Source organism: Streptomyces shenzhenensis (assembly GCF_003688995.1).
Taxonomy (GTDB): domain Bacteria; phylum Actinomycetota; class Actinomycetes; order Streptomycetales; family Streptomycetaceae; genus Streptomyces; species Streptomyces shenzhenensis_A.
On record NZ_PENI01000003.1, the window covers coordinates 81,477 to 107,649 of the forward strand.

24 protein-coding genes and 1 pseudogene are annotated in these 26,173 nt (G+C 73.7%); 12 read left to right on the top strand and 13 right to left on the bottom strand.

What is annotated here, in order from left to right; all coding sequences use genetic code 11:
* Positions 1-16: 16 nt before the first annotated feature.
* Together CTZ28_RS05875 and CTZ28_RS05880 are read right to left on the bottom strand one after the other, a co-directional pair.
* Positions 17-166 (bottom strand): annotated as a pseudogene (locus CTZ28_RS05875) (hypothetical protein); the annotation flags it as partial.
* A gap of 47 nt (positions 167-213) precedes the next feature.
* Positions 214-1,422, bottom strand: a complete 1,209-nt coding sequence (locus CTZ28_RS05880) for a S8 family peptidase (RefSeq protein WP_121888178.1) — start codon at positions 1,420-1,422, stop codon at positions 214-216.
* Between the two features lie 315 nt (positions 1,423-1,737).
* Between CTZ28_RS05880 and CTZ28_RS05885 the strand changes: the two genes are divergently transcribed.
* Positions 1,738-2,538 (top strand): SGNH/GDSL hydrolase family protein, encoded by an 801-nt coding sequence (locus CTZ28_RS05885; protein WP_121888179.1) that lies wholly within the window; start codon positions 1,738-1,740, stop codon positions 2,536-2,538.
* Between the two features lie 4 nt (positions 2,539-2,542).
* On the opposite strand, the gene CTZ28_RS05890 is transcribed toward CTZ28_RS05885, so the two are convergent.
* The 4 genes from CTZ28_RS05890 to CTZ28_RS05905 all read right to left on the bottom strand — a co-directional run bounded on the left by CTZ28_RS05890 (position 2,543) and on the right by CTZ28_RS05905 (position 8,982).
* Positions 2,543-4,141, bottom strand: a complete 1,599-nt coding sequence (locus CTZ28_RS05890; protein ID WP_121888180.1) for a serine/threonine-protein kinase — start codon at positions 4,139-4,141, stop codon at positions 2,543-2,545.
* Positions 4,142-4,187: 46 nt separating this feature from the next.
* Entirely contained in the window at positions 4,188-5,747 is a 1,560-nt protein-coding gene (locus tag CTZ28_RS05895) for a HoxN/HupN/NixA family nickel/cobalt transporter (protein WP_121888181.1), read from the bottom strand.
* Positions 5,744-7,333 carry a tetratricopeptide repeat protein gene (locus CTZ28_RS05900; RefSeq protein ID WP_220795309.1) on the bottom strand — a complete coding sequence of 530 codons (1,590 nt, stop codon included), beginning with the start codon at positions 7,331-7,333 and terminating at the stop codon, positions 5,744-5,746. Before CTZ28_RS05900 ends, CTZ28_RS05895 begins: the two co-directional genes overlap by 4 nt.
* Positions 7,334-7,443: 110 nt before the next feature.
* Entirely contained in the window at positions 7,444-8,982 is a 1,539-nt protein-coding gene (locus tag CTZ28_RS05905; RefSeq protein WP_121888182.1) for a DUF4331 domain-containing protein, read from the bottom strand.
* A 154-nt stretch (positions 8,983-9,136) separates the two neighbouring features.
* Between CTZ28_RS05905 and CTZ28_RS05910 the strand changes: the two genes are divergently transcribed.
* From CTZ28_RS05910 to CTZ28_RS05925, 4 genes are all read left to right on the top strand, one after another.
* The gene (locus CTZ28_RS05910) at positions 9,137-9,730 is read left to right on the top strand and encodes a sigma-70 family RNA polymerase sigma factor (RefSeq protein ID WP_310887593.1); all 594 of its coding nucleotides are present in this window, start codon (positions 9,137-9,139) and stop codon (positions 9,728-9,730) included.
* Positions 9,727-10,554, top strand: coding sequence for an anti-sigma factor (locus CTZ28_RS05915; RefSeq protein WP_121888184.1), 828 nt, complete (start codon positions 9,727-9,729; stop codon positions 10,552-10,554). Before CTZ28_RS05910 ends, CTZ28_RS05915 begins: the two co-directional genes overlap by 4 nt.
* A gap of 116 nt (positions 10,555-10,670) precedes the next feature.
* Entirely contained in the window at positions 10,671-10,946 is a 276-nt protein-coding gene (locus tag CTZ28_RS05920) for a hypothetical protein (RefSeq protein ID WP_121888185.1), read from the top strand.
* 334 nt (positions 10,947-11,280) lie between these two features.
* A complete protein-coding gene (locus CTZ28_RS05925; protein WP_259471485.1) occupies positions 11,281-13,008 on the top strand; it encodes an amidohydrolase in 1,728 nt (575 codons plus the stop codon).
* 4 nt (positions 13,009-13,012) lie between these two features.
* On the opposite strand, the gene CTZ28_RS05930 is transcribed toward CTZ28_RS05925, so the two are convergent.
* Together CTZ28_RS05930 and CTZ28_RS05935 are read right to left on the bottom strand one after the other, a co-directional pair.
* Positions 13,013-13,795, bottom strand: a complete 783-nt coding sequence (locus CTZ28_RS05930) for an ABC transporter permease (RefSeq protein ID WP_121888187.1) — start codon at positions 13,793-13,795, stop codon at positions 13,013-13,015.
* A complete protein-coding gene (locus CTZ28_RS05935; protein WP_121888188.1) occupies positions 13,792-14,787 on the bottom strand; it encodes an ATP-binding cassette domain-containing protein in 996 nt (331 codons plus the stop codon). The genes CTZ28_RS05930 and CTZ28_RS05935 overlap by 4 nt, the downstream gene beginning before the upstream one ends.
* 64 nt (positions 14,788-14,851) lie before the next feature.
* On the opposite strand from CTZ28_RS05935, the gene CTZ28_RS05940 reads away from it, so the two are divergent.
* Entirely contained in the window at positions 14,852-15,568 is a 717-nt protein-coding gene (locus CTZ28_RS05940; RefSeq protein ID WP_121888189.1) for a TetR/AcrR family transcriptional regulator, read from the top strand.
* Positions 15,569-15,593: 25 nt separating this feature from the next.
* On the opposite strand, the gene CTZ28_RS05945 is transcribed toward CTZ28_RS05940, so the two are convergent.
* The 3 genes from CTZ28_RS05945 to hmgA form a co-directional block, all read right to left on the bottom strand.
* On the bottom strand, positions 15,594-16,754 hold the full coding sequence (locus CTZ28_RS05945) for a type ISP restriction/modification enzyme (RefSeq protein ID WP_183154280.1): 1,161 nt from the start codon (positions 16,752-16,754) through the stop codon (positions 15,594-15,596).
* A gap of 416 nt (positions 16,755-17,170) precedes the next feature.
* Positions 17,171-17,920 carry a GntR family transcriptional regulator gene (locus CTZ28_RS05950; RefSeq protein ID WP_121888191.1) on the bottom strand — a complete coding sequence of 250 codons (750 nt, stop codon included), beginning with the start codon at positions 17,918-17,920 and terminating at the stop codon, positions 17,171-17,173.
* 27 nt (positions 17,921-17,947) lie between these two features.
* Entirely contained in the window at positions 17,948-19,264 is a 1,317-nt protein-coding gene (gene hmgA / locus CTZ28_RS05955; protein ID WP_121888192.1) for a homogentisate 1,2-dioxygenase, read from the bottom strand.
* Between the two features lie 175 nt (positions 19,265-19,439).
* Between hmgA and CTZ28_RS05960 the strand changes: the two genes are divergently transcribed.
* The 3 genes from CTZ28_RS05960 to CTZ28_RS05970 all read left to right on the top strand — a co-directional run bounded on the left by CTZ28_RS05960 (position 19,440) and on the right by CTZ28_RS05970 (position 22,042).
* On the top strand, positions 19,440-20,003 hold the full coding sequence (locus tag CTZ28_RS05960; protein ID WP_121888193.1) for a hypothetical protein: 564 nt from the start codon (positions 19,440-19,442) through the stop codon (positions 20,001-20,003).
* Positions 20,004-20,103: 100 nt separating this feature from the next.
* Positions 20,104-20,721: a TetR/AcrR family transcriptional regulator gene (locus CTZ28_RS05965; RefSeq protein ID WP_121888194.1), complete on the top strand. Its 618-nt coding sequence runs from the start codon at positions 20,104-20,106 to the stop codon at positions 20,719-20,721.
* Between the two features lie 70 nt (positions 20,722-20,791).
* Positions 20,792-22,042: an MFS transporter gene (locus CTZ28_RS05970; protein WP_259471486.1), complete on the top strand. Its 1,251-nt coding sequence runs from the start codon at positions 20,792-20,794 to the stop codon at positions 22,040-22,042.
* 729 nt (positions 22,043-22,771) lie between these two features.
* On the opposite strand, the gene CTZ28_RS05975 is transcribed toward CTZ28_RS05970, so the two are convergent.
* Positions 22,772-23,554 (bottom strand): ArsR/SmtB family transcription factor, encoded by a 783-nt coding sequence (locus tag CTZ28_RS05975; protein ID WP_121888488.1) that lies wholly within the window; start codon positions 23,552-23,554, stop codon positions 22,772-22,774.
* Between the two features lie 412 nt (positions 23,555-23,966).
* Here CTZ28_RS05975 and CTZ28_RS05985 point away from each other — a divergent pair, with 412 nt between their 5' ends.
* Positions 23,967-24,254, top strand: coding sequence for a YiaA/YiaB family inner membrane protein (locus CTZ28_RS05985; protein WP_121888195.1), 288 nt, complete (start codon positions 23,967-23,969; stop codon positions 24,252-24,254).
* A 149-nt stretch (positions 24,255-24,403) separates the two neighbouring features.
* Positions 24,404-25,027 carry a TetR/AcrR family transcriptional regulator gene (locus CTZ28_RS05990; protein ID WP_121888196.1) on the top strand — a complete coding sequence of 208 codons (624 nt, stop codon included), beginning with the start codon at positions 24,404-24,406 and terminating at the stop codon, positions 25,025-25,027.
* Positions 25,028-25,058: 31 nt separating this feature from the next.
* Here the strand turns inward: CTZ28_RS05990 and CTZ28_RS05995 are convergent, their stop codons facing one another.
* The gene (locus CTZ28_RS05995; protein ID WP_121888197.1) at positions 25,059-25,520 is read right to left on the bottom strand and encodes a MaoC family dehydratase; all 462 of its coding nucleotides are present in this window, start codon (positions 25,518-25,520) and stop codon (positions 25,059-25,061) included.
* A 134-nt stretch (positions 25,521-25,654) separates the two neighbouring features.
* Between CTZ28_RS05995 and soxR the strand changes: the two genes are divergently transcribed.
* On the top strand, positions 25,655-26,116 hold the full coding sequence (soxR, locus tag CTZ28_RS06000) for a redox-sensitive transcriptional activator SoxR (RefSeq protein ID WP_121888198.1): 462 nt from the start codon (positions 25,655-25,657) through the stop codon (positions 26,114-26,116).
* Positions 26,117-26,173 lie beyond the last annotated feature (57 nt).

A 26,173-nucleotide genomic window follows, 5' to 3' on the forward strand; every position in this document is an offset into this window, starting at 1 on the left:
CCGCGGTGGCAGCTGGTCGCGGGTCCGTACGGCCGTGCTCGGAGCGCAGGACCGCGGTCGTGTCGGCCGGGATGCGGGCGCCGGTCGCGATGCGCACGGCCTCGCCGTCCGTCAGCCGCCGCGCCGGTGACCGGCCGCCGGCCCCGGACGGACGTTCCCCGGAGGCGCCGGCTGCCTCCGGGGAACGGGTGGTTCGGTGGGTGCGTGGCGGGGTTACGGCACGACCTTCAGGAGCTTGTTCGGCGAGCCGGTGCCCACGCTGGAGAGCACGTTGGAGGTGGCGCCGTTCACCAGGGCCGTGGCGACCTGGGCCGGGGTGGCCGAGGTGTGGCTCGCCAGGTAGACGGCCGCGGCACCCGCCACGTGCGGGGTGGCCATCGACGTGCCGGAGATGGTGTTGGTGGCGGTGTCACTGGTGTTCCAGCCCGCCGTGATGGAGGAGCCGGGTGCGAAGAGGTCGAGCACCGAGCCGTAGTTGGAGTAGCTGGCCTTGGCGTCGGAGCTGGTGGTGGCGCCGACCGTGATCGCCTCGGTCACCCGGGCGGGGGAGTACGAGGAGGCGCTGAGGCCGTTGTTGCCCGCGGCGACCGCGTAGGTGACGCCGCTGGCTATGGAGTTGCGCACGGCCGCGTCCAGCGTCGACGAGGCGCCGCCGCCGAGCGACATGTTGGCGACCGAGGGCCCGCTGTGGTTGGCGGTCACCCAGTCGATGCCCGCGACGACCCCGGCGGTGGTGCCCGAGCCGCTGTTGTCGAGCACGCGGACCGCGACGATGTTCGCCTTCTTGGCCACACCGTAGGTGGAGCCCGCGATGGTGGTGGCCACATGGGTGCCGTGGCCGTTGCCGTCCTGGGCCGTGTTGTCACCGTCCACCGCGTCGTAGCCGTAGGAGGCCCGGCCGCTGATCTGGCTGTGTGTGATGCGCACACCGGTGTCGATGACGTACGCGGTCACGCCGCCGCCCGCGCTGTCCGGGTAGGTGTAGGTGCCGGACAGCGGGAGCGAGGTCTGGTCGATGCGGTCCAGGCCCCAGGGGGCGTCGGACTGCGTCGTGTCGGTCAGCCGGACGGTCTGGTTCTGCTCCACGGAGGCCACCGCCGGGTCGGCGGCCAGTCTCGCGGCCTCGGTGGCCGAGAGGTTCGCGGTGTAGCCGTTCAGCGCCGCGCCGAACGTCTTCTTCACCGTGCCGCCGTACTCCTTGATCAGGCCCTTGCCGGTGCTCGACGAGGCCTTGAAACCGGCGGAGTTCTTCAGGGTCACGAGGTAACTGCCCTGCACCGCGGTGGGGGAGTCCGCGGCGAGCACCGTACCGGTGGCGGGTACGGCGTGCGCCGGGAGCGCGGTGAGCCCGCCGACGAGGGCGGCGGCGGCCACGCCGGTGAGGGCGGCGAGGCGGAGCTTCCTGCTACGCAGTTGTGCCATGACGAAGGGGTCCTCCTCCTGGCGGAGCGCGCCCGGGTGCGGCGCGCTGCTGTGGGGGGCGCGGGCGGGATCGCCCGCACGGCCCTGGAACGTCGCGTTCCATCCCGGGGCTGAGTAAAGCGTGGGCCGTCTACAGGCGTAGAACAAGGGAGTTGACGCATTGTCAACATATCTGTCATGAACATGCAATCAAACGGGCAGTAACGAGCGCTGTCGATCCAGTCCGGACCTGAAAAGTATTGGCATGAACACTTCCAGTCAACACGCGTAGCTGGTACCAAAGTTGAGGCAGAGATCCTGCTAAAGGGAGGTTCCATGAGACGTTCCCGACTTACCGCATATCTGATCTCGACTCTTCTCGCGGTCGGCTTCGCCCTCACCGGGGCCGCCACGGCGCAGGCGTCCGCGGCGGCCGGCGGCTATGTGGCCCTCGGCGACTCCTACTCCTCCGGGGTCGGAGCGGGCAGTTACATCAGTTCGAGCGGCAGCTGCAACCGCAGCACCAACGCGTACCCCTACCTGTGGAACGCGGCCCACGCCCCCGCGTCGTTCGCCTTCAACGCCTGCTCCGGCGCCACGACGGACGACGTCCTCGCGAACCAGCTCGGCTCGCTCAACTCCGCCACCGGCCTCGTGTCCATCTCCATCGGCGGCAACGACGCCGGTTTCGCCGACGTCATGACGACCTGTGTGCTCAACTCCGACAGCACCTGCCTGTCCCGGATCAACACCGCCCGGTCCTACGTCGCCTCGACGCTGCCCGGCAAGCTCGACGCCGTCTACTCGGCGATCAGGTCCAAGGCCCCGTCCGCCCGAGTCGTCGTGATCGGCTACCCCCGCTTCTACAAGCTGGGCACGACATGCATCGGCCTCTCCGAGACCAAGCGGTCCGCGATCAACGACGCGGCCGACTACATGGACAACGCCATCGCCCAGCGCGCAGCCGCCCACGGCTTCGTCTTCGGCGACGTCCGCACCACCTTCGGCGGCCACGAGATCTGCTCCGGCAACTCCTGGCTGCACAGCGTGAACTGGCTGGACATCGGCACCTCGTACCACCCCACCGCGGCCGGCCAGTCCGGCGGCTACCTGCCGGTGCTCACCAACAACGCCTGATCCGTCAGGGCGCGTTCGACGACGAGTCCGTAGGCGAAGCGGAGGCCCCGTCCGTCGGGGTCTCCGCCGCCGTGCACGTCACCGAGAACGGCACGGCGTCGGACGTCGTCCGCACCGGACCCCGTACCTCCACGCTGATCGCGTTCTCGATCGTTCCGCTCTCGGAGTAGGTGGTCACCACCACCTTGTCCTGCTGCGTCCGCCCGCCGCCCGCCGGGAACGACAGCGTCTGCCACCCCGGGTCGGAGACCGCCCCGTGCTTCGCCACCCACCGGTACTCCACCTGTGCGGGCAACCGCCCCACGGTGAACGTCGCCGTGAAGGCCGGGGCATGCGCGGCCGGCGGCGGACAGGCCCCGGAATACCGCGTGTCGGTGCCGGTCAGGGTGACCCGCACCGACTGGACCGGCTCGCTGTCGGACGGGGTGGTGTTCGCGTCGGGCGGCGTGTTCTGGGCGCCTGAGCCGGTGCCGCCGCTCGGCGCGGGGGAGCCGAGACTGCTCCCCGGCCCGCCGTCGGCCGCGGAGCCGCCACCGCCGCCGTCGCGGTTCAGCAGGGCGTACGTCAGCCCGGCCAGCGCGAGCGCCATGGCGACCAGGCCCGCCACCAGGACGACGACGGCACGACGGCCGCGCTCGGGTGCGGGCGCCGCGATCGCCGTGGTCGGCGCCGGGGACGACGGGCCCTCGGAGCGGACCGGCACCGGCCGCGTCGGGTCCGGGCGGACCGGCCGGGTCGGGGCCGTCGCCGCGTACGCCGTGCCCGCACGCGGCGCGCCGCCCGCCGCGACCAGCCGCAGCTCCCGCTCGGCCAGCTCGGCCGTCGGCCGCTCGGCGGGATCCTTGCGCAGCAGCCCCTCGACGACCGGGGTGAGCGGTCCCGCACGGCGCGGCGGCGGCACCTCCTCGTCGACCACCGCGCGCAGGGTGCTGAGCGCGGTGTCGTGCCGGAACGGCGAGGTGCCCTCGACCGCCACGTACAGCAGCACACCCAGCGACCACAGATCGGACTCGGGGCCCGGGGTACGCCCCAACGCCCGCTCCGGGGCGAGGAATTCGGGTGAACCGACCATCTCGCCCGTCATGGTCAGCGCGGAGCTGCCCTCCACGGTGGCGATGCCGAAGTCGGTGAGCACCACCCGGCCGTCGTTCGTCAGCAGCACATTGCCCGGCTTGACGTCCCGGTGCAGCACCCCGGCCCCGTGGGCGGCGCGCAGCGCGGCCAGCACCTCGGCGCCGATCTGCGCGACGCGCTGCGGCGGCAGCGGGCCCTCCGCCGCCAACTGGTCGGCGAGCGACAGACCCCGGATCAACTCCATGACGATCCACGGCCGGCCGCCCTCCATCGCCACGTCGTACACCGTCACCACATTGCGGTGCGCGACCCGGGCCGCCGCCCACGCCTCGCGCTCCAGACGGGCGTACATCCGCTCCACGTCCGGGCCCGGCAGGCCGGCCGGGGCCCGCACCTCCTTGACCGCCACCTCGCGGTGCAGCACCTCGTCGCGCGCCCGCCACACGGTGCCCATGCCGCCCTCGCCGAGCGGGGACAGCAGTCGGTAACGGCCCGCGATCACACGTTCGTTGCCCGGTTCTTCCGACACGGGTGCCCCCCCGACGCCAGCTCGCGAGACATCTCCACAAAGTAGCTCATCCGAACGCGGATGCCGTCCCCTTGAGCACCAGTCCGATCCCCAGGGCCACGACGGCGACCGCCGATGCCAGGGGCACGGTCCGGCGTACCAGGGCGGCCACCGGATGGGTGGTCCAGCCGGGTCGTCCGTCCAGCACCCGGGTCATTCCCGTACCCAGCTTGACGACGGCGAACCCGGCCGCGGTCAGCGTCAGGGCCAGTCCGGTCCCGTAGGCGACGACGAGCAGCAGCCCGAACCAGGCGTGACCGAGCGCGGCGGCGCCGACGAGCACCACCACCGCGGACGGGCTGGGCACGAGCCCGCCCGCGAAGCCGAGCAGGATCGTGCCGCGGAGCGTGGGGGCGCTGGGGTGCGTGTGGGTGGAACCGCCGTGGGTGTGCTCGACGGTGTGCGGGTGGTCGTGGTCGTGGTCGGGGAGATGGTCGTGCGGGTGCGGGTGCGGGTGCGGGTGCGGGTGCGGGTGCGGGTGCGGGTGCGGGTGCGGGTGCGGGTGCGAGTGCCGGTGCGGGTGCCGGTGCGCGCGCGGGCGGTCGCGCCATGTCCGGCGTACGAGACCGGTGCCCGCCAGCATCACCAGGATTCCGCTCGCGATGCCCAGCCACGCGATCACCGAGGGCGCCGCCGCCGAGCCCGCCGTGACGAGCAGGCCGAGGGCGACGACGCCGAGGGTGTGGGTGACCGTCACCGAGGCCGCCAGGGGCAGCACGTCCCGCAGCCGGGCCCGGCCGCCCCGGGCGGCCGCCGTCGCGGCCATCAACGTCTTGCCGTGGCCCGGGGCGAGCGCGTGCAGCGCGCCGAGTCCGGCCGCGACGACCAGCGCCAGGAGGGCGAAGCCGGCGGTCGGACGGTGCCGGGCGACGAGGTCGTCCAGCGCGCTGGTCCAGCGGTCGGCGGCGCGCGGCAGGACCGTGGCGGCGGGCGCGTCCCGGTCGGGCCCGGCGAGGGCGGGACCGCCGGGCCGCACCCGTACGGCGGCGCCGCCGGCGTCGGCGGGGGAGGACAGCAACTCCCCGGGATAGCTGGTGAGTTCGTGCGAGACGGAGCGTTCGGGCACATCCGTCGCGGTGAGCGTCATCCGGTCGCCGCGCGCCGTGATCTCCCGCCAGCCCGGCCCGCTGTCCGCGCCCGCCGCGTGGAAGCCGATCGCGACGGCGCCCTCGGGCAGCGGGGCGGTGAACCGGCACTCCACGCGGACGGTGTCGAGCCCGGCCTGTCCGGGGCGCCGCAGCGCGTGACTGCGTTCGACGGACAGCGCGGTCCGCCGGCCGGCCACGCTGAGCGCGCTGCCCTCGGCGGCCTCGGCGCACCGCTGCCGGGCCCACCCGGCCGTCCCCAGCCGCTCGATGTCCGGCCGGGCCTGGGTGGCGGGGATCTCGGCGAGATCCTCGACGTGGTCGACGCGGAGCTGCCCGGGCGCCGCCACGAGGCCGTCGTACCGGTTGACGGTGAAATTGCCGAGCGGGTGCGCCCACGCGCCCGCGGCCGGGACCAGCGCGAGCACAGAGGCCGCCGTGAGCACGGCCGCGGCGGCGGCGAAGGGGTGACGGAGGCTCACTCGGCCGCCTCCGGCCCGTGCAGTGCCGTACGGGCCCGGGCCGCGCCGAGCGGCGAGAAGCCGGGGTTGAGCCGCAGGGCCGCCCTGAGCGAGGCGCGGCCCTCCCGCCGGTCGCCCGCGGCCAGCTCGATCATCCCGCGGTGGTAGAGGAAGGCGGCGTTGCGGTACCCGGTCGCCGTGGCCCGGCGGGCGTACGGCAGTGCCTCCCGGTCCCGGCCGTTGACGTGCAGCGCCCAGGCGAGCGCGTCCGCGGTGTGCACGCTGTGCCGGCGGGCCCACTCGGCGCGCGCCGCGCGCAGGGCGGCGGCCCGGTCGCCGTGGTCGGCGGCGGCGAGCGCGGTGTCCAGGTCGGCGTCGACACCGCCCGCGCGGGCGAGGTCCGTCCACGCGCCGACGAGGGCGTACTGGTCACGGGCCCGGTCCTGGTCGCCCGCCGCGCCGCGCGCCTCGTACAACTCGCCGAGTCCGACCAGCGGGCCGGGCAGCGGGGAGCGGGCGACGACGGCCTCCAGGCCCCGGACGGCGGCGGCCCGGTCACCGCTCGCCGCCTGGGCGCGGGCCCGGCCCTCCAGGGCGGGGAGGTAGGTTTCGTCGGCGGCGAGCGCGCGGGCGTAGTGGGTCAGGGCCGTCCGGTGGTCGCCCTGGTTCCAGGCGAGTTGGCCGAGCTGGGTGGCGACGTACGCCACATCCCCGGGCGTGGCGGCGGCGGCCAGCGCCCGCTCCAGCACCCGCCGGGCCGTGCCGACGTCGCCGCGCAGCTCGCGGACATAGGCGTACCGGGTGAAGACCGGCACCCCCGGGCGCCGCGCGTCGGCGGTGTCGGCGGCCCGGGCCGCCTCGTCGTAGCGGCCGAGTTCGACGAGGGCGTCGATCCGGGAGCACAGGGCGCGCTCGCTGTAGGGGTTCTGCGTCAGCGCCCGGTCCGCATGGCGGAGGGCGCCCGTGAAGTCGTGCCGGGCGGCGGCGAGCGCGGCGCGTCCCGCGAGGGCCTGGTCGTTGTCCGGGGCCAGCCGCAGGGAGCGCCGCAGGGCCCGGTCGGCCTGCGGGTACCGGGACGGGTCGCCCTGGACGCGGGCCTGTTCGACGTACGCGAGTCCGAGCACGGCCCAGCCGGAGAAGTCCCGTGGCTGGGCAAGCAGATGCGCCTGCAGCGCGGCGATGCCCGCGTCGAGGTCGCCGCCGCTCAGCAGGGCTGGGGAGACGGCGGCTGCGGAGACCGCGGCGGCGGAGGCGGGTGCCCCGTCCCGCGCGGCGCCCACGGCGACGGCACCACCGGTGAGCGCGACGGCCAGCAGCACCGCGCAGCCGGCGGTCCGGGCCCGCCGCCACCGCCGCCCGGCAGCCGCCACCCGCCGCCCGGTGGCGCTCCGCTCGTCGACCGCGGCGTCCGGCGGGGCGGCGCCGGCCGGTCCCGTGCTCGTCGGCCCGCTCCCGGAGGTGTTGCTCCCCGGCTCGTTCTCGGGGACGGTGTTCTCCGGGGTCTCCGGCTCGTTCCCCGGGCGATCGGGGCGGCCGGTCCCCGGTTCGTGCTCAGGTGCGTTCGCCGGCCGTGCGGCCGGTCCGTCGTCGTGCGTACGCGGGGGCATGCCCTCTCCTCCGTCGCCTGGGCGGGTGGTCGTGCGTGGGGTGGCGCGGCCCGCGCCGTGGGGGAGACGGGGATGCGGGCCGCGCCGGTCGGTGGGGGTGGGGTGCCCGGTCAGTACGGGCGCTGCAGCCGACGGCGCCACCACGCCAGGGCGGTCCCGATCAGCAGCACCCCGGCCGCGCCCGAGGCCGCCGAGGCGGCGATCAGCACCGTATTGCCGGAGCCGGCGGACGAGCCGGCCGGCCGCAGCGCGTCAGCGAGCCCGCTGCGGACGTCGGCGCCCTCGGTGGTGCCCTTGGCGAGCGCGCCGCGCGAACCGGCCGTCGGCTCGGCCACGTACGGGAAGCGGTGCTCGAACTTCTTGTCGTTCGCGTCCACCGCGTCACCCAAGTCGTTCTTGGCGCCGACCAGTTCACCCTCGACCACCTGGAGGGCGATATCGATCACGTCGTCGGTCAGCCGACGGCCGTTCGGGAAGCCCGCGTTGTCACCGTCGAGCACACCGAGCCGCTTGGGGTGCGCGCTCGGCTTGATCGAGGTGTTCAGGCGCAGCTCCTCCGCCGGGCGCACGTTCGGCGGCCGGTTGAGCCCCTCGACCCCCTTCAGGAAGACATCGACCAGGTCGTTGCGCGGCTCGGCGGGCGCCGGGATCTTGTAGATCGCCTCGATGAGCTTCGGCAGCTCCGGGTTGGTGACGTTCTTCAGGAACTGCGCGTCGTCCCACGGCACGGAGGCATTGAACTTGTCCTTGTCCTTCTGCGGGTTGACGACCTCGTTGACCAGCGGGTTGCCCAGCCGCGACACCTGTGCGTAGTACCCCTGCGCGTTTCTGCGCTGCGTCGTCGACCAGATGCCGACGACCGGCTGCTCCGCCGACTCGCGGATCAGGTCGTTCGGCACCTGCAGGGCGATCGTGTTGACGTTGTAGCCCTTGAGGGTGTCCCGGCCGACCTCGGACAGGTTGCCGCCGTACAGCAGGTCGAAGACGCGCAGGTCCAGGAAGAACGGGTCGTCCGCCTGTCCGGCGAAGGTCCGGGCGCCGCCCGCCGCCTTGTGGATCGCCTGCGCGCGCAGCGCGCCGTAGTCCGGCATCGAGGCCTTGCCCACATTGGACGGCGCGACCGGCACGTCGTCCGCGATCCTCGTCTTCGACATCACGTGCTGGTCCTTCAGCCGGATCAGATCGATGTCGTAGGTCTGTGTGATGTTCAGGTCGGGGTCGTCGAGGCTGGTGACGGGTCCCGTGTTGTAGAGGAACGTGTCCCCGTTCTTGCGGTGGGTGGTGAAGGTGCAGCGGAACAGCAGCTCGCCCTGCCCGTCACCGTTGTTGTCGATGTGGATGTCGTACTGGGCGTCGTCCGCGAACGTGTAGAAGTTCGGTCCGCCGGCCGGCTCCTCGAACGGGATCCAGTTGGCGATGACCGTCGTCGTGTCCGGCTCGTCCGGGCTGACGAACGCGTACACGTCCGTGTTGTCGTACTGCGGGGTCCCCGAGATCAGCGGGGCCTCCCGGTGCGAGGAGGCGGAGGCCGCCCCCGGTTCCAGCGTGGCCACACCGGCGGCTGTGAGCCCTCCGGCGGCCAGCGCACCACAGATGAGGGTGACGAGACCCGAACGTCCCGTGGCCCTCCTGGAGATGAGAGGAGTCATGCCGTCCGTCCTCCGTGCCGACTTGCCTGATGCCGGGGATTCGGAGACGGCGCCGGGGCGGATTGGTCGGCCGGGAAACTTTTTTCTTCCCCGGCCCGACCCGCGTTTTCGCCCGGCTGATCCGTAACACCGTCCGGAGGTGCGTTCGGTGCGAATGCCTGGTGTGACGGGACGGTCCGGGTGCGGACGGCGAGAGAGGGATGCGGTGGAGGCGGACGAACTTCTGGTGCTCGTGGCGGGCGGCGACCAGAAGGCATTCGAGGACCTGTACGGACTGGTGTCCGGACCCGTGTTCGGCCTGGTGCGGCGCGTGGTGCGGGACCCGGCCCAGTCGGAGGAGGTGGCCCAGGAGGTGCTGCTCGAACTGTGGCGCTCCGCGGGGCGGTTCGACCCCGCCCGGGGCAGCGCCCTCTCCTGGATCCTCACCCTTGCCCACCGGCGTGCCGTTGACCGGGTGCGCAGCGTCCGCGCGGCCGGCGAACGCGAGGAGCGCGAGGCCCGCCGCGCCCACCACCCGGCCTTCGACCAGGTGACCGAGGAGGTGGAGGCGGGCCTTGAGCGCGAGTGGGTGCGCCACTGTCTGGACCGGCTCACCGCCCTCCAGCGGCAGTCCGTCACCCTCGCCTACTACGACGGCTACACGTACCGTGAGGTGGCCGAGCGGCTCTCGTTGCCGCTGGGCACGGTGAAGACGCGGATGCGCGACGGACTGACCCGGCTGCGCGAGTGCCTGGGAGGTGCCGCATGAATGCCCTCCGCCGTCTGCTGCGCCGCGAGGACCTGCACTCGCTGGCCGCGCCCTACGCGCTCGACTCCCTCGACGCCGGCGAGCGGCGCCGCTTCGAGAAGCACCTCGACCGCTGCGAGCACTGCGCCGGCGAGGTCCGGGCGCTGTCCGAGGACGCGGTGCGGCTCGCCTGGTCCACGGCGGCCCCGGCGCCGGCCGCGCTGCGCGAGCGGGTGCTGGCCGCCGTGCGCGCCACCCCGCAGGAGCCGGTCCCCGGGCGGCAGGCCCCCGGGCGGGAGCGCACACCGCAGCTGCCGCCGCACGTCTGGGGCACCCAGCCCCCGCCGGCACGCACCCGTACGCCCCGGGTGCGCCCCCTGCTCGTTCCGCTCACCACGGCGACCGCCGCCGCGGCCCTCGTCGTCGCCGGACTCTTCGCGGTCCAGGCGGGCCGGACCCAGGACCGGCTGGACGCCGAGCGGGCCCGGGCGAACGAGATCGCACAGGTGCTCGCGGCCCCCGACGCACGGGCGACCAGCAGCAAGGATGCCCGTGGCCGTGGTATCGCGGTGATCGCCTCCGCGACCGAGGGACGGGCCGTCGTCACCCTCAGCGGGTACGACAGTCCGCCCGGCGGGCGCGTGCACCAGCTGTGGCTCATGCGCCCCGATGTGCAACCGCGCTCCCTCGGGCTCCTCGCCGGCGACACGCCCTTGATCGCGACCGGACTTGACGCGTCCGCGATGTCACTCGCGGTGACCGTCGAGCCCGGCGGCGGCTCCGCGCAGCCCACCAGTCAGCCGATTGCGCAACTCGCCCTGAAATCGGTCGGATTCGGAGAGTAATCGTCAACCTCCTTGCGGGGAAGGTGAATCCTGCGGGCCCGATACCCGAGTGCCCGGATGGGGCGATAGGGTTACTCTGCCCGCGCCGGGTGGACTCGTTACGGGTGGGGAGTGACATGGAGCAGATAACAGTGCGCAGCAGGGCGAGGGTCCCTGCGATCACCTGCGGGAGCAGCGCGACCAGTTCGCGCCTCGACCGCCATCTTTCGGTGCTGGCGGGCCCCGCCATACCGCAGCAGAAGACGGCCGAGGCGACGTCACTGATGCGCGAGCTGACCGCGCGTGACACCACGCACAAGCGCAGCGACCGGGACACACGGGTGCGCCGTGTGTCGCTCTTCGCGCCGCTGCGTCGGCTGCGGCGTTCGCTGTTCGGCGGCCACAGGCACTGACCGACGGGCGCACTCGGGCCGCCACACCGTCCCGGCGCCACGCTGCGATCCGGTCGTCCGTCATCCCCGCGGCACGCAGCGGGCCGCGGTGTGCTGCCCGAGCGCCCGCACGTCCCCCATCCCTGCCCGTCCCCACCCGGCATCGATGGGGGACAGACGCCGACACCCCCACTCCCCACCCCCGCTCCCCGCACCGCCGCCACCCACCCCGCGGCCCTCGTGTAACAGGTTTGTCATACGCGGATGTTGACGGGGCAATCTCGTGGGGCCATCGTGACTGATCGTTTGCTGTGTCATGTCGCTGGTACACCGATCCTCACCACCGGAGGCGCGCGTGTGTGACCTGCACGATCAGCACGACCACGAGACGAGCGGCACGGACGGCGCGCGGCCGAGCCGGCGCCGGATCATGCAACTGCTGGGCGCGGCCGGTGTCACCGGCGCCGTCATGAGCGCCGAGGCCGACCCCGCGATGGCGGCCGCCGTCGACGTCACGGCCGCCGGCTACCGGCCGCCCGAGGGCCTCGCCCAGGACAGCCCCGCCAAGGACTCCGCCCTGGCCTGGATCACGGGCAACTCCGACCGGATCACCGGACTCAACACCGAGATCTGGGAGAACGCCGAGCTGAGCCTGCGCGAGTGGAAGTCGTCCCTCGCCGAGGCCGAGTTCCTGCAGCGGGCCGGCTTCGACGTCCGGTTCGGCACCGCCGGCTTCCCCACCGCCTTCACCGCGACCTACTCCTACGGCAGCGGCGGGCCCGTGCTCGGCTTCAGCGGCGAGTACGACGCCCTGCCCGGCCTCTCCCAGCACAAGGGCGTCGGCCACCACGACCCGCGTGAATACGTGCACGACCCGTTCGCGCCCGGCTACGGCCCCGGTCACGGCTGCGGCCACAGCGCCCTGGGCACGGCGGCAGCGGCCGCCGCCGCGGCGGTCGCGCACTCCGCGAAGAAGCACCGGCTGCCCGTCACCGTGAAGTTCTTCGGCTCGACCGCCGAGGAGGCCCTGATCGGCAAGACCTACGCGGTCAGCAGGGGCGTCTACGACGGCCTCGACGCCTTCCTCGACTGGCACCCCTCCACCGCGAACGCCACCGGCTGGGGCAGCTCGACCGCGATGACCGCCGTGACCTTCACCTTCCTCGGCGTGGCCGGACACGGCGGCACCCCGCTCGGCAACAAGAGCGCCCTGGACGCGGCCGTGATGATGGCGACGATGTCGGAGTTCCTGCGCGAGGAGAACCTGGCGCCGTCCGGCCGGCTGCACTGGGTGATCAACAACGGCGGTGACATCCCCAACGTCACCCCGGAGATAGCGGAGATCAGCTACTACGTCCGCGAGGGCAGCACCGCCCGCGTCCAGGTCCTGCTCGACAAGGTGATCGCCGTCGCGGAGGCCGCGGCGAAGGCGTCCCGGACGACGGTGCGCCACCGCATCACCTCCGCCTGCTGGAACCAGCTGCCCTCCAAGTCGTTCGCCGAGCTGATGTACGACAACATGAAGCGGATCGGACCGCCGCGGTTCACCGAGGAGGCCCACCAACTGGCGAGGGACCTCCAGGAATCCCTCGGTCTCCCGCAGCGGGGCATGCACGCCGAGATCGCCGAACTCACCCCGCCCAACCCGGTGTTCCTCGGCGGCGGCTCGACGGACGTCGCCGACATCAGCTGGAACGTGCCCACGGTCTCGATGGGCGCCGCGCTCGCCCCCATCGGCGGCAAGTTCCACACCTGGTCCACCGCGGCCTGCGCGGCCGCCGCCCCCGGCCAGACGGCCGTCGTCGCCGCGGCCCAGTACCTCGCGGCGACCGCGGTCGACCTGATCACCCAGCCCGAGCGGCTGAAGGCGGTCAAGGACGAGTTCGCGGCGCGGACCCAGGGCATCACCTGGAAGACCGCGCTGCCCGACGGCTATGAACCGCCCATGTATGAGCCGCCGGAGTGGTTCCTGAAGAAGACCCGCCAGTCGTGGCCGCCGGACAACATCACCTGGCCGCCCCGGCGGATCGTGTCCCAGGAGAAGTTCTCGTCCCTCGGCCCCGAACTGGCCCCCCAGAAGTAGCCGTTCACCGCTCGCCGCGCGCGTACCGGCGCACGGCGAGCGGCAGGGACACCGCGATCAGGACCGCGCTCCACGCCAGCGCCCCGGCGACCGGATGCGCCACCGGCCAGGCCGCGCCCTCCGGTACGGGGGCGTTGCCGAACCGGTCCCGCAGCGCGGTGGTGACCGCGCTGATCGGGTTCCACTCGGCCGACGCGCGCAGCCAGCCGGGCAGGTTGTCGGTCGGGATGTAGGCGTTCGACAGCAGGGGCAGCACGAAGGTCGAGGCGCCGAGCTGCCCGGCGGCCTCCTCGCTGCGGGTGAGCAGCCCGAGGAGGATCCCGACGCTCGTGCAGGCGAACCGGAACAGCAGCAGCAGACCCACCGCGCCGAGCGCCCCGGCCACCGACCCCTCGACCCGCCACCCCACGGCGAGCCCGACCAGCAGCAGCGGTACCGTGCCGAGCGCGGAGACGACCAGGTCCGCCACGGCCTGGCCGAGCGGCACGGCGGCCCGGCTCACCGGCATCGTGCGGAACCGGTCCATCACACCCCGGTGCGTGTCCTGGGCGGCCTGGAACATCCCGGTCATGATCCCGCCCGCCGCGGTCGCCACCAGCAGCCCGGGGACCAGGAAGGACCGGTACTCCCGGCCGGGCATCGCGAGGGCGCTGCCGAACACGTAGCCGAAGAACAGCAGCATGTTCACCGGCATGATCTGGGTGAGGATCGCGATCCCCGGACTGTTGCGGACCCGGCGCAGCTGCCGGCCCACCAGCGCGGCACCGTCGTACGCCCATGCGCTCATGCCGTGGCCTCCTCGCGCTCGGCGGTGCCGGCCTCCGGGTGCTGTGCCGTCCCGGTCCGGGCGCTCTCGCCGGTCAGCCGCAGGAACACATCGTCGAGGGTCGGCGGGCGCAGGCTCGCGTCCAGCAACGGCACGCCCGCCGCGTCGAGTTCGCGCACCAGGCGGGGGAGCGTCAGGGTGGGGTCGGTGGTGACCGCGCCGACGGACCGCCGGTCGTGGTCGAACGACGGCTCGCGGCCGGTGAGCCGGTCGAGGACGCCGGCCGCCCGCGGCAGCGCGTCGGCGTGCGCGACGACGACCTCGGCACAGGAGCCGATGAGGGACTTCAGTTCGGCCGGCGATCCGGTGTGTGCGACCCGGCCCCGGTCCAGCAGGGCGATGTCGTCGGCGAGTTGGTCGGCCTCCTCCAGGTACTGCGTGGTCAGCAGCACGGTTGTGCCCTCGGCCGTCAGTTCGCGTACCGCGTCCCGGATCCGGTTCCGGCCGACCGGGTCGAGACCGGTGCCGGGCTCGTCCAGGAAGAGCACGTCGGGGCGGCGGACGAGGCTCGCCGCGAGGTCCAGCCGGCGTCGCATCCCGCCCGAGTAGGTGGCCGCCCGCCGGTCGGCCGCCTCGGTCAGTCCGAAGCGGTCCAGCAGGTCGGCGGCCCGCTCGGCGGGGCCGCGTACCCGGTGCAGGCGGGCGAAGAGCCGCAGGTTCTGCCGCCCGGTGAGGTCGCCGTCGACCGACGCGTACTGACCGGTGACGGCGATCCGGCGCCGCACGGCCGCGGCCTCCCGCACGAGGTCGTGCCCCGCGACCCGGGCCGAGCCCGCGTCCGGCCGCAGCAGCGTGGTGAGCAGCCGCACGGCCGTCGTCTTCCCCGCCCCGTTCGGGCCGAGCAGCCCGCAGACCGTGCCCTGCGCGACGGCCAGGTCCAGCCCGCGCAGGGCGTGCACGGCGCCGAAGCGCTTCTCCAGCTGTTCACTGAGTACGGCGTACGTAGTAGGCATGGGTCGACCATAGCGCACTGCGTACGGTGTACGTAACTAGGATGGTGGCGTGAGGTGATGATCCATGGCAGGCCGAGCGGCCGTCCCCGAAGTGATCTGGGCCCGTCCCGAGCGCACGGGTCGCGGCCCCAAGTCGGCGTACACCCGCGCCGACATCGCGGCGGCGGCCGTGCGGATCGCCGACGCCGACGGTCTCGACGCGGTCTCGATGCGACATGTGGCGGCCGAACTGGGCTGCGGCACCATGTCGCTGTACAACTACGTCCCCCGCAAGGAGGACCTGTACGAGCTGATGGTGGACGCGGTCAGCGGTGAACACGAGCTGTGGCCGCCGAGCGGGGACTGGCGCGCGGACATGGGCCGGGTGGCGCGGCAGACGCGTGCCCTGATGCACCGGCATCCGTGGCTGCCGCGGCTGATGTCACCGGTGTACGGCTTCAGCCCGAACGCCCTGCGCTACCTCGAGCACTGCCTGGCCTGCCTGGAGCCGCTGGAGGGGGCGCAGGGCACGAAGCTGGAACTCGTCGCGATGCTCAATGGGGTCGTGACCACCTACGTCAGGACCGAACTGGAGAGCGCCGAGCGCACCCGCGCCCTGCCCTGGACGGAGGAGCAGGAGAACGCGGCCCGCGGCGCCTACCTCGGCGGCCGGATCGCCTCGGGCGCCTACCCGCACCTGGCGGCGGCGTTCGCGCAGGATCCCGGGCCGGTCGATCTGGCGGTGGTCTTCGAACGGACCCTGGACCGCCTCCTCGACGCCTTCGGCCCGCCGGTGGCCTAGAGACGCGTCGGAGCGGCGCCGCCCCTCAGAGCAGCGCGAACTGCCCCTCCGGGCCCTCCTCGTGGTGGTCCAGGACCGAGGCGGGCCGACGGGACGAGGCCGGCGGCGGGAGGACGGCCGCCGCGCGCAGCTCCGCGGCCGTGATCGGCGCACCCACGGTCAGCTCGGCCTGCCGGGGCCGCAGTTCGGCCAGCAGGGCCAGGGCCGTGATCAGTTCGAGCAGCTCCGACGTCCAGGACTGCGGCCAGGTCGCGGGGCGGACGGCCGCCAGGGTGCCGGGCGCCGCCTCCGCCGTCCGCGCGGTGAACCACTGCTCCAGCACCCGGACTCCGGCCACCTCGAACTCCCAGGCCGCGGGCGGGACCGGCGCGATGCGGCCCTCGTCGAGCTGGAGGCACTCCTCGTCGCGGTTGTAGTGGACGGCGAGCGGGCGCGGCGGGAGCGGGGCGCGGACGTAGGGGCGGCGGCCACCGGGGAGCTTGGGGCGCTCGCCGTCGCGGCGCATCAGCCACAGCAGGCGGCGGCCCAGCTCCACGCCCCGCGACCACAGTTCCGGGTCCTCCGTGAGCGGCACCGCCGGGCCCGGCCGGGCCGCCGCCAGGACCCAGGCCAGCACGTCCAGGGGCGTCGGGGTCAGCCCCAGCCGGGCGCCCAGGTGGTCCAGCAGGCCGGGCGCCAGATTGGGCTCCCGGCCGCCCGGCCGCCGGTACAGCGGGCGGATCCGGCCGGGGCGCAGGGCGGGCAGCAGCGATGTGGCCAGGAGCACCGGGCCCGGCCCCTCCGCGGCCGTCTCCACCGCGAACACCTGGTGCGCGTCCGCCACCCGCCACAGCTCCGGGCGGGCCGAGTCGATCAGCCGGTGGTCGGGGATCAGCCACTGCTCGTCGAAGGGCGCGGTCAGCACACGGACCGGCTCAGGACACGGGCCCGCCGCCCGCGTCAGCCGCTCCGTGCCGGTGCCCTGGCCGGGCAGCTGGCCGACGGCCGAGTGCAGGGTGCGGGAGCGCGTCGGCTCGAACAGGGCCTCCCGGTCCGGGCCCTCGGCCTTCACGAGGGCGTCCCAACGGGCCTTCAGGGCCGCCGGATCGGGGGCCGCCGGCCACCCCCGGCCGAGTCGCGGCGGTGCGACGGACCACGGCATGAGGTCCGCGAGCAGCGGAGCGTCGTCGTGCGTCACGCTGGGCATCGTACGACCTCCCACCTACGAACGGCCCCGGACGGGCGCCGCCGTCGCAGCCCCGAAGGGGCGCGGGGAACTGCGCGCCCAGCCACGACGCTGCCCGCACCTGGCGACCGCCTGTCCGTCGGAGTCATGGTGTCGTGTGTGTGAAGGCGGGGGTTGCCGTTGTCGCCCTGAAGGGGCGCGGGGAACTGCGCGCCCGGCCACGACGCTGCCCGCACTCGGCCACGGGCCTGTCGCATGACGGTGATCGCCTGCCTGGGGCTGGTCCGTCGGAGTCATGGTGTCGTGTGTGGCGGGCCGGGGGTGTTGTCGCCCTGAAGGGGCGCGGGGAACTGCGCGCCCAGCCACGACGCCGCCCGCACCCGGCCACGGGCCTGCGGCACGACGGCGACCGACCACCCCCGCCCAAACCGACGGAGTCACGTCGCTTCGAGGGTGACCGTGAACGAGAACCGGTCCCCGCGGTAGTGGATGACCGCCACGTCAAGCACCCGGCCCGCCGCGTCGTAGGTCACCCCCGTGTAGTGCAGGATCGGGCTGAGCAGCGGCACCTGAAGCAGCCGTGCCGTCTCCGGGTCGGCGAGCCGGGCCTCGACGGTGTCCGTGATGCGGCCGATGTCCGCGCCCACGACGTCCCGCAGCACCTTCGTCATCGGCCAGCGGACCAGGTCCTCCGGGTCGATGCGCCGGGCCAGCGCGGGGCGGACGTAGTTGCGGGCGTGGTTGGTCGGCTCGCCGCTCTTCTCGTCGCACCGCAGCCGGTGGTACGTCGCCACCTCGGTCAGATCCGGGAAGTGCTCGGCGAGCCCGGCCGGGACCGCCGTCCGGCCCCGGCCGAGCAGTTCGGTGGTCATCCCGGACTGCTGGGCCACGATCGCGTCCACCGAGCCGAGCAGCCGCACCGGGGTGCCCCGCCGGGCGGCGGGCTCGATGAACGTGCCGCGCCGCCGGTGCCGGCTGATCAGCCCCTCGGCCTCCAGTTCCTTCAGCGCCTGCCGCATGGTGAGCACGCTCACGCCGTAGTGCTCCGCCAGCCGCTCCTCGGTGGGCAGCCGCAGCGGGTCCTGGGGCGAGCGGCCGAGTATCGAGGCGCGCAGCGACTGCGACACCTGGTACCAGAGCGGCAGCTTGCGGTTCAGGACGATCGAGTCCGGGGCGAAGGAGGTCACCGGCCTATCCGTACCCGTCGGGACCGATCAGCGCAACGGGCGGAAGTGCCGTTCCAGGCCCCGCCAGACGCCGTCGTAGTCCTGCTGGAGGTGGTCCGCGCGCGCCGCCTGCGGGGCGAGCGTGACCGGCCAGCGCGTCTCGAACATGAACGCCAGCCCGTCGTCGACGCGCTGCGGCGTCAGCTCGGCGGCGCTCGCCCGGTCGAACGTCTCCCGGTCAGGTCCGTGCGCCGACATCATGTTGTGCAGCGAGCCGCCGCCCGGCACGAAGCCCTCCGCCTTGGCGTCGTACGCGCCCTCGATCAGGCCCATGTACTCGCTCATCACGTTCCGGTGGAAGTACGGCGGACGGAACGTGTCCTCGCCCACCAGCCAGCGCGGCGCGAACACCACGAAGTCGACACCGGCGAGCCCGGGAGTGTCGGACGGCGAGGTGAGCACCGTGAAGATCGACGGGTCCGGGTGGTCGTACGAGATGGTCCCGATCACATTGAAACGGCGCAGATCATAGGTGTACGGCACATGGTTGCCATGCCAGGCGACCACGTCGAGCGGGGAGTGGTCGTACGTCGCCGTCCACAGGTTGCCGCAGAACTTGTTCACCACCTCCACCGGGCCGTCGACGTCCTCGTACGCGGCGACCGGCGCCCGGAAGTCACGGGCGTTGGCCAGCCCGTTGGCGCCGATCGGGCCGAGGTCCGGCAGCTGGAACGGCGCACCATAGTTCTCGCACACATAACCCCGGGCCGAGTCGTCCAGGAGCTCCACACGGAAGCGCACCCCACGCGGAATCAGCGCGACCTGGCCCGGCTCCACATGCAGCAGGCCGAACTCCGTGCGCAGCAGCAGCCCGCCGCGCTCCGGCACGATCAGCAACTCCCCGTCGGCGTCGCTGAAGACCCGCTCCATCGAGGCGTCGGCGTGGTAGAGATGCACGGCCATACCGTTGCGCACGCCGGCGTCGCCGTTGCCGCCGAGGGTCCACAGACCGGCGAGGAAGTCCGTCCCGGCCGGCGGCGCGGGCAGCGGGTTCCAGCGCAGCCGGTTCGGGTCGGGCACCGACTCGGCGAACGGCGCCGTGCGCAGCGCCCCGTTGTCGGCGCGGGTGAACGCCGGGTGCGCGGCGGACGGGCGGATGCGGTACAGCCAGGAGCGCCGGTTGTGCGCGCGCGGCTCCGTGAACGCCGAGCCGCTGAGCTGTTCCGCGTACAGCCCGAGCGGGGCGCGCTGCGGTGAGTTGCGGCCCTCGGGCAGCGCGCCGGGCACCGCCTCCGAGGAGTGCTCGTTGCCGAAGCCGGACAGATAGGCCAGGCGCTCGGCCGTCTTGCGTGCGTCCCCGCTCATGATCGCTCCCTTGCGAACCCGATTCCGCCGCCGACTCTATTCCTGTGTATCACCATAGGATTGCGGGAATGCGGACGCAAGAACGCCCGCCTGCTCCCTGAGGGGTACGGCACCGACCGGAACTCCCGACTCCAGGGGGATCCGGGCCGCGGAACGGTGTTCTACGCTCCCGGGCATGCCGTGGACCCGTGGACTTCTCAGCACGCTCGCCGTCTGCGTCCTGCTCCTGACCGGGGCGACGGGCTGCGGGACCGGCGAGGCGCGCGAAGGGACCGGCGCGCGGTCGTCCGCACCGGCGGGCCGGCTCCTCGACAAGACGGACGACGAGGGGCGGCGCTACCGCGAGGCGCCCGCGGCCGGCGCACCGGACATCGATATCGAGGTGACCCCCGACGCCGCCGGCGGCTGGGACGTACGGCTGACCGTCCGCGCCTTCCGCTTCTCGCCGGACGAAGAGCAGGAACGGGCGCACCCCGGGCGCGGACTCGCCAACCTCTTCGTGGACGGCGAACCGGTCGCGCGGCTGCGCACCCCGCGCCACCACCTCGCCGCCCACCTCCTCCCGAAGGGCACCCACCAGGTCACCGCCCGCCTCTACGCCGACGACGGCACGGTGTGGGCGGTGCACGGCAAACCGGTCGAGAGCACCGCCGACGTCACCGCGTCGGGAGCGGAGACGGCACCGGCCCCGACGATGTCACCGGGCACACCGGGAGGGAAAAGCGGCACGGCCGGGTGAGCGCACCGGCCGGGGAAAGCGGCAGGGGCGGGCCGGGCACACCGGTCCACGTGCTCCGTACTGTGGGACGGGGTTCACCGGCTTCCGCCCGAAAGGCATCATGAAGCCCGTGCCCCATGCGACATCGCTCCGCCGCGCCCCCGTCCAACGACGCAGTGCCGAACGCCTGGAGAGGATCCTCGACGCCTGCGCCGACCTCCTCGACGAGGTCGGCTACGACGCCCTGAGCACCCGCGCCGTCGCGCTCCGCGCCGGCGTGCCCATCGGCTCCGTGTACCGCTTCTTCGGCAACAAGCGACAGATGGCCGACGCCCTGGCCCAGCGCAACCTGGAACGCTACGCCGAGCGCGTCACCCGGGGTCTGAAGGACGCCCGGCCGGGCGACTGGCGGGCGGCCATGGACGCCGTACTGGACGAATATCTGGCCATGAAGCGCACCGCACCCGGCTTCTCCCTCGTGGACTTCGGCAACCAGATCCCGGTCGGCGACCGGCACGCCGAGCCCAACCACCGTGTCGCCGACAGCCTCACCGACCTGCTCTCCGGCTATCTGGGCCGCACCCCCGACGAGGAGTTGCGGCGGACCTTCCTGGTCGCCGTGGAGGCCGCCGACACCCTCGTCCATCTCGCCTTCCGGGTCGCCCCGGAGGGCGACGAGGCGATCATCGCCGAGACCCGGGAGCTGCTGCGCGCGTATCTGGCGCGGGTCCTGGACTGACCGCCCGGTACGGCCGTGTCTCCAGGCCCGCTCTTCGGCATCATCCGACCGCACCAGGGAGGACCGCATCGTGAGGCCCGGCAGGAACCGCGGCTGGCTGCTCCGGCTCGTCATCGCCTTCGGCTTCGCGCAGGGGGCGGTGTCGATGGCCCGGCCCGCCGTCTCCTACCGGGCCCTCGCGCTGGGCGCCGACGAGCGGGCGATCGGCGTCATCGCGGGCGTGTACGCGCTGCTGCCGCTGTTCGCCGCCGTACCGCTGGGCCGGCGCACCGACCACGGCCGCTGTGCGCCCCTGCTGCCGGCCGGTGTCGTCCTCATCGCCGGCGGCTGTGCGCTCAGCGGCCTGGTGAACTCCCTGTGGGCGATGGCCCTGTGGAGCGGCGTGATGGGTCTCGGCCACCTCAGCTTCGTGATCGGCGCCCAGTCGCTCGTCGCCCGCCAGTCGGCCCCGCACGAACAGGACCGCAACTTCGGCCACTTCACCATCGGCGCCTCGCTCGGCCAGCTCGTCGGGCCGATCGCGGCGGGCGGCCTGATCGGCGGCCCCGACATGGCCGGCAGCAGCGCCCTGGCACTCGTGGTCGCCGGGGCGGGCGCGGCGGTCGCCGTCACCTCGCTGTGGCGCGTCGAGGACCGTACGGCCGGCACGGCCCGCACCGCGTCCGGCGCACGCGTCCCCGTCGGCCGGATCCTGCGCGCCCGTGGCGTGCCCGCGGGCATGCTGATCAGCCTGTCCGTGCTGTCCGCGACGGACATTCTCACCGCCTATCTCCCGGTGGTCGGCGAGCACCGGGGCATCGCGCCGTCCGTCATCGGCGTCCTGCTCAGCCTGCGGGCCGGCGCCAGCATCGCCTGCCGTCTCGTGCTGACTCCGCTGCTGCGGCTGCTCGGCCGGCCCGCGCTGCTCACTGTGACCTGTCTGCTGGCGGCCCTGCTGTGCGCGGGCATCGCGCTGCCGCTGCCGGTGTGGGCGCTCGGTCTGACCCTCACCGTGCTCGGTTTCTGCCTCGGCGTCGGCCAGCCGCTGTCCATGACGACGGTCGTGCAGGCCGCCCCCGACGACGCCCGCTCCACCGCCCTCGCGCTGCGGCTGACCGGCAACCGCCTCGGCCAGGTCGCCGCCCCCGCCACGGCCGGCCTGGTCGCCGGAGTCGCCGGCGTGGCCGCGCCGTTCGTCATGCTCGGCGCGCTCCTGCTGCTGTCATCGGCGGTGGCCCTGCGTTCCCCGTCCCGCCCCGAACCCACCACCCCCATCGAACACCGCCGGGGGGTGAGCGCGTCGGGGCCCACCCCGGGGGAGGAAGCCCCCCGCTGTCGCTGAGTCCTGCCGTGGGGCCGGTAGGGCCGCCGCCGGGAGTTCGCCCCGCCGGGGGTGGGTGCCTGCGGGGACCACGACCGTGCTGGACCGGATTCGGCCGGCGGGCCGGTGGCGGCCCTGGACCGTCCGGCGCACGCCGATGCCGCCCCCGTGCCCTTGGCGGGCCGACTGCCGGGTGACGCCGTCGGCCCCGCGGCGCGCCCGGCGCCGGGCTCAGCACAGCGTGCCGAGGTCGATGCCCAGCAGGGTGGACAGGGCGTGCCCGCCGATGGCGGTGAGCTGGACGGCGCGGCGCGAGCCGATGCGGACGCACCGGCCTGTGTCCGGGGCAAGCGTGTCTGCCGGACCTGGAGGAGTGCGCCGTCGGACGCGCGGCCTGCCCGGGGTCGGGTTTGGCGCAGTGTGCCGAGGTCGATGCCCGGCAGGGTGGGCAGGGTGTGTTCGCCGGTGGCGGTGAGCTGGACGGTGCGGCGCGGGCCGATGCGGTCGTGCGTGTCTGTCCGTGCCCGTAGCGGTTGCCAGACCTGGATGGGTGACGCCGTCGGACGCGCGGCGTGCCCGGGGCCGGGTTCAGCGCAGCGTGCCGAGGTCGATGCCCGGCAGGGTGGACAGGGTGTGTTCGCCGGTGGCGGTGAGTCGGACGGCGCGGCGCGAGTCGATGCGGATGCACCGGGCCGTGTCCGGGGCGTGCGGAGTGACGCCGTCGGCCCCGCGGGGCGCCCGGGGCCGGGTTCAGCGCAGCGTGCCGAGGTCGATGCCCAGCAGGGTGGACAGGGTGTGTTCGCCGGTGGCGGTCAGCCGGACTGCGCGGCCCGAGCCGATGCGGACGCACCAACCCGTGTCCAGGGCGTGCCGGCACAGTTCCGCGCCCGCGACGCCTGCCAGATGGGGGCGGCGCTCGGTCCAGTCGAGGCAGGCGCGGGCCAGCGGGCGGCGGCCCGTGTGTGCCAGCCCGATGCCGGCGTCGCCGAACCACTTCAGCCCCGCCTCCGTGAGCGCGAACCCGGTGCCCCGCTCCTCGGTCACCGGCCACACGGGCGCCGCGACGGCCGCCGAGGTGGCGTCCGTCGCCCCGCCCGTGACGCTCAGCAGCCCGCGCTCGGTCAGCGCGTCGGTGATCGCGATGCCGAGCCGCCCGGCGAGGTGGTCGTAGCAGGTGCGCCCGCGGGCCAGCGCGGAACCGGCGCTCGCCTCCCGCAGCGTGCGCGGGCGCGGGGCCGCGGCCTCCGGTGCGACCCGCGCGGTCAGCTCCTCGACGAGCTGGGCGACCCGCACGTCGGCCAGCCGCACATACCGGTGCCGCCCCTGCCGTTCCTCGACGAGCAGCCCGCCCGCGACCAGCTTGCCCAGGTGCTCGCTCAGCGTGGACGCGGCGACCCCGGCATGCCGGGCCAGCTCGCCGTTGGTCCAGGCCCGTCCGTCGAGCAGCGCCAGCAGACAGGCCGCCCGGGTCCGGTCGGCGAGCAGTCCGGCGAGCGCCGCGAGCCCCGCGGCCCGGGGATCCTTGACGGTCATGTCCCCAGGATCGGTCACGAACGGTTCGGCCGCCGCCGAAGGGTCATCGCACGGCGCGCCCGCTCGCCGAGCAGGCGCCGCGCCGATGGACGTGGCCTGCGCGGGCGGGCCTGCGCGGGCGGCAAGCCGGCGCCGGCCATCGCGCCGGGGGCGGTGTCGGCGAGACGCAGCGCCGCGGGCCAGGACCCGGACGATGCCGGGGCGGTCGCGCAGGGCGGCCCGGTAGGAGACGACCCAGCCGTGCAGCGCCGTCCGCCGGTCCCGGCCGTCCTCGGACATCGACAGATCGACCTGGCCGCTCACCGAGTAGGCGACCGCCTCCAGGATCTGAGCGCCCACGTGGGGTGCTGAGTATGCGGCTGAGTAGCTGAGCGGATGTGACGCCGGCCACTCCCGCGCGACGCTGGCCCGCATGAGCGACACACCGGTCAAGCAGCAGAGCACGACCGCCTTCTACGGTCAGGCCGTCGCATCCTTCGGCGTCGCCCTGACGGCCACCGCCCTCGGCATCTACAACCTGCACACGGACGCCTGGGTCCGCGCGTTCCTCGGCATCGCCGTCCTGTATCTGGTCACCTCCGCCTTCACCCTGGCGAAGGTCATCCGGGACCGTCAGGAGGCCGGCCAGATCGTGAGCCGGGTGGATCAGGCGCGGCTGGAGAAGATCCTCGCCGAGCACGACCCGTTCACGAAGCTCTGACCGGTGCGCGGCCGGCCGGGGGAGCGGCGGGGATGCCGGGAGGGAGGTGCGGCACGGAGGTGACCCATGCCTCCGGACGAGGAAGCTAAGCGCCCGCTCACCCTCGGCGGTATGGTGGAGCTCCTGTCAGCGAGAGGGGCGAGCGAGCGATGAGTACGGCGGAGGAGACGGCCGGCGGCGAGGTCGAGCCGTGGGACCAGGTCACCCCTGACGCGGCCCGGCGGCTGCTCATCGCCGCCGTGGAGGCCTTCGCCGAGCGCGGGTACCACGCGACGACGACCCGTGACATCGCGGGCCGCGCCGGCATGAGCCCGGCCGCGCTCTACATCCACTACAAGACCAAGGAAGAGCTGCTCCACCGGATCAGCCGCATCGGCCATGACAAGGCGCTGGACATCCTGCGTACGGCCGCCCGGCGCGAGGGCAGCGCCACGGAGCGGCTCGCCGACGCGGTGAGCTCCTTCGTCCGCTGGCACGCCGGCCGGCGCACGACCGCCCGGGTCGTGCAGTACGAGCTGGACGCGCTGGGGCCCGACGCCCGCGCGGAGATCCTCGCGCTGCGCCGTCAGGTCGACGCCGAGGTGCGCGGGATCATCCAGGAGGGCGTGGCGTCCGGTGAGTTCGACGTCCTGGACGTGCGCGGCACGACCCTTGCGGTGCTGTCCCTGTGCATCGACGTGGCCCGCTGGTTCAACGTGAACGGCCCCCGGACCCCCGAGGAGGTCGGCGCGCTCTACGCCGACCTCGTACTGCGGATGGTCGGGGCCGGGTAGTCGGCGATCCGGGTCCGCCGGGCGGTGGCGCTCAGAGGTAGTAGCGGGAGACCGACTCGGCCACGCAGACCGGTTTGTCGCCGCCCTCGCGCTCCACGGTGAAGGCGACGGTCAGCTGGACGCCGCCCGTGACGTCCTCGGCGCCGGTGATCCGCGCGGTGGCGCGCAGCCGGGAGCCGACCGGGACGGGGGCGGGGAACCGGACCTTGTCGGTGCCGTAGTTGACGCCCATCGTCGCGCCCTCGACGCGCAGCAGCTGCGGGCCGAACAGCGGCAGCAGCGACAGGGTGAGGTACCCGTGCGCGATGGTCGTGCCGAACGGTCCCGCCGCGGCCTTCTCCGGGTCGACGTGGATCCACTGGTGGTCGCCGGTGGCGTCCGCGAAGAGGTCGATCCGCTTCTGGTCGATCTCCAGCCAGTCGGTGTACCCCAGCTGCTCGCCCACGGCGGCCTTCAGCTCGTCGGGTGAGGTGAAGATCCTCGGTTCTGCCATGTCCCTGTCCCGGCCTCTCGCGTATGCACGGAATCTGTGCGGAATCGTCTACGCTGAGCGACTGCTTAGCATGGTCGCGGTCGGGGGCGATGTCAACGGACCGCGACGCCGGTGCGGTGAGTAGGCTCTGACGAGTGCCCCAGATCCCCGAGAAGATCCATGAGCTGACCGTCGGGCAACTGTCCGCACGCAGCGGCGCCGCCGTGTCCGCCCTGCACTTCTACGAGTCCAAGGGGCTCATCAGCAGCCGTCGGACCGCCGGCAACCAGCGCCGTTACACCCGGGACACGCTGCGCCGCGTCGCCTTCGTCCGGGCCGCCCAGCGGGTGGGCATCCCGCTGGCCACGATCCGCCAGGCGCTCGCCGAACTCCCCGAGGAGCGCACCCCGACCCGCGAGGACTGGGCGCGGCTCTCGCAGGCGTGGCGCTGCGAACTGGACGAGCGCATCGCACAGCTGAACCGGCTCCGCGACCATCTCACCGACTGCATCGGCTGCGGCTGTCTCTCCCTGGAGAGCTGCGTCCTGTCGAACCCGGACGACGCCTTCGGCGAACGCGGCGCGGGCTCACGCCTGCTGGTGGAACGCCGCCGTTAGGCGACTTGTCGGCGTCAGCGGCACCCGCGCACCGTCGGCGCTCCCGCGCCGCCCGTT

Coding starts and splice junctions, on each gene's coding strand:
- CTZ28_RS05965 (WP_121888194.1), top strand. CDS start 20,104: ATGAAGCCCGTGCCCCATGCGACATCGCTCCGCCGCGCCCCCGTCCAA.
- CTZ28_RS05905 (WP_121888182.1), bottom strand. CDS start 8,982: ATGACTCCTCTCATCTCCAGGAGGGCCACGGGACGTTCGGGTCTCGTC.
- CTZ28_RS05935 (WP_121888188.1), bottom strand. CDS start 14,787: ATGCCTACTACGTACGCCGTACTCAGTGAACAGCTGGAGAAGCGCTTC.
- CTZ28_RS05985 (WP_121888195.1), top strand. CDS start 23,967: ATGAGCGACACACCGGTCAAGCAGCAGAGCACGACCGCCTTCTACGGT.
- CTZ28_RS05930 (WP_121888187.1), bottom strand. CDS start 13,795: ATGAGCGCATGGGCGTACGACGGTGCCGCGCTGGTGGGCCGGCAGCTG.
- CTZ28_RS05940 (WP_121888189.1), top strand. CDS start 14,852: ATGGCAGGCCGAGCGGCCGTCCCCGAAGTGATCTGGGCCCGTCCCGAG.
- CTZ28_RS05915 (WP_121888184.1), top strand. CDS start 9,727: ATGAATGCCCTCCGCCGTCTGCTGCGCCGCGAGGACCTGCACTCGCTG.
- CTZ28_RS05920 (WP_121888185.1), top strand. CDS start 10,671: ATGGAGCAGATAACAGTGCGCAGCAGGGCGAGGGTCCCTGCGATCACC.
- CTZ28_RS05880 (WP_121888178.1), bottom strand. CDS start 1,422: ATGGCACAACTGCGTAGCAGGAAGCTCCGCCTCGCCGCCCTCACCGGC.
- CTZ28_RS05945 (WP_183154280.1), bottom strand. CDS start 16,754: ATGCCCAGCGTGACGCACGACGACGCTCCGCTGCTCGCGGACCTCATG.
- CTZ28_RS05995 (WP_121888197.1), bottom strand. CDS start 25,520: ATGGCAGAACCGAGGATCTTCACCTCACCCGACGAGCTGAAGGCCGCC.
- CTZ28_RS05975 (WP_121888488.1), bottom strand. CDS start 23,554: ATGACCGTCAAGGATCCCCGGGCCGCGGGGCTCGCGGCGCTCGCCGGA.
- CTZ28_RS05910 (WP_310887593.1), top strand. CDS start 9,137: ATGCCTGGTGTGACGGGACGGTCCGGGTGCGGACGGCGAGAGAGGGAT.
- CTZ28_RS05900 (WP_220795309.1), bottom strand. CDS start 7,333: ATGCCCCCGCGTACGCACGACGACGGACCGGCCGCACGGCCGGCGAAC.
- CTZ28_RS05885 (WP_121888179.1), top strand. CDS start 1,738: ATGAGACGTTCCCGACTTACCGCATATCTGATCTCGACTCTTCTCGCG.
- hmgA (WP_121888192.1), bottom strand. CDS start 19,264: ATGAGCGGGGACGCACGCAAGACGGCCGAGCGCCTGGCCTATCTGTCC.
- CTZ28_RS05960 (WP_121888193.1), top strand. CDS start 19,440: ATGCCGTGGACCCGTGGACTTCTCAGCACGCTCGCCGTCTGCGTCCTG.
- CTZ28_RS05990 (WP_121888196.1), top strand. CDS start 24,404: ATGAGTACGGCGGAGGAGACGGCCGGCGGCGAGGTCGAGCCGTGGGAC.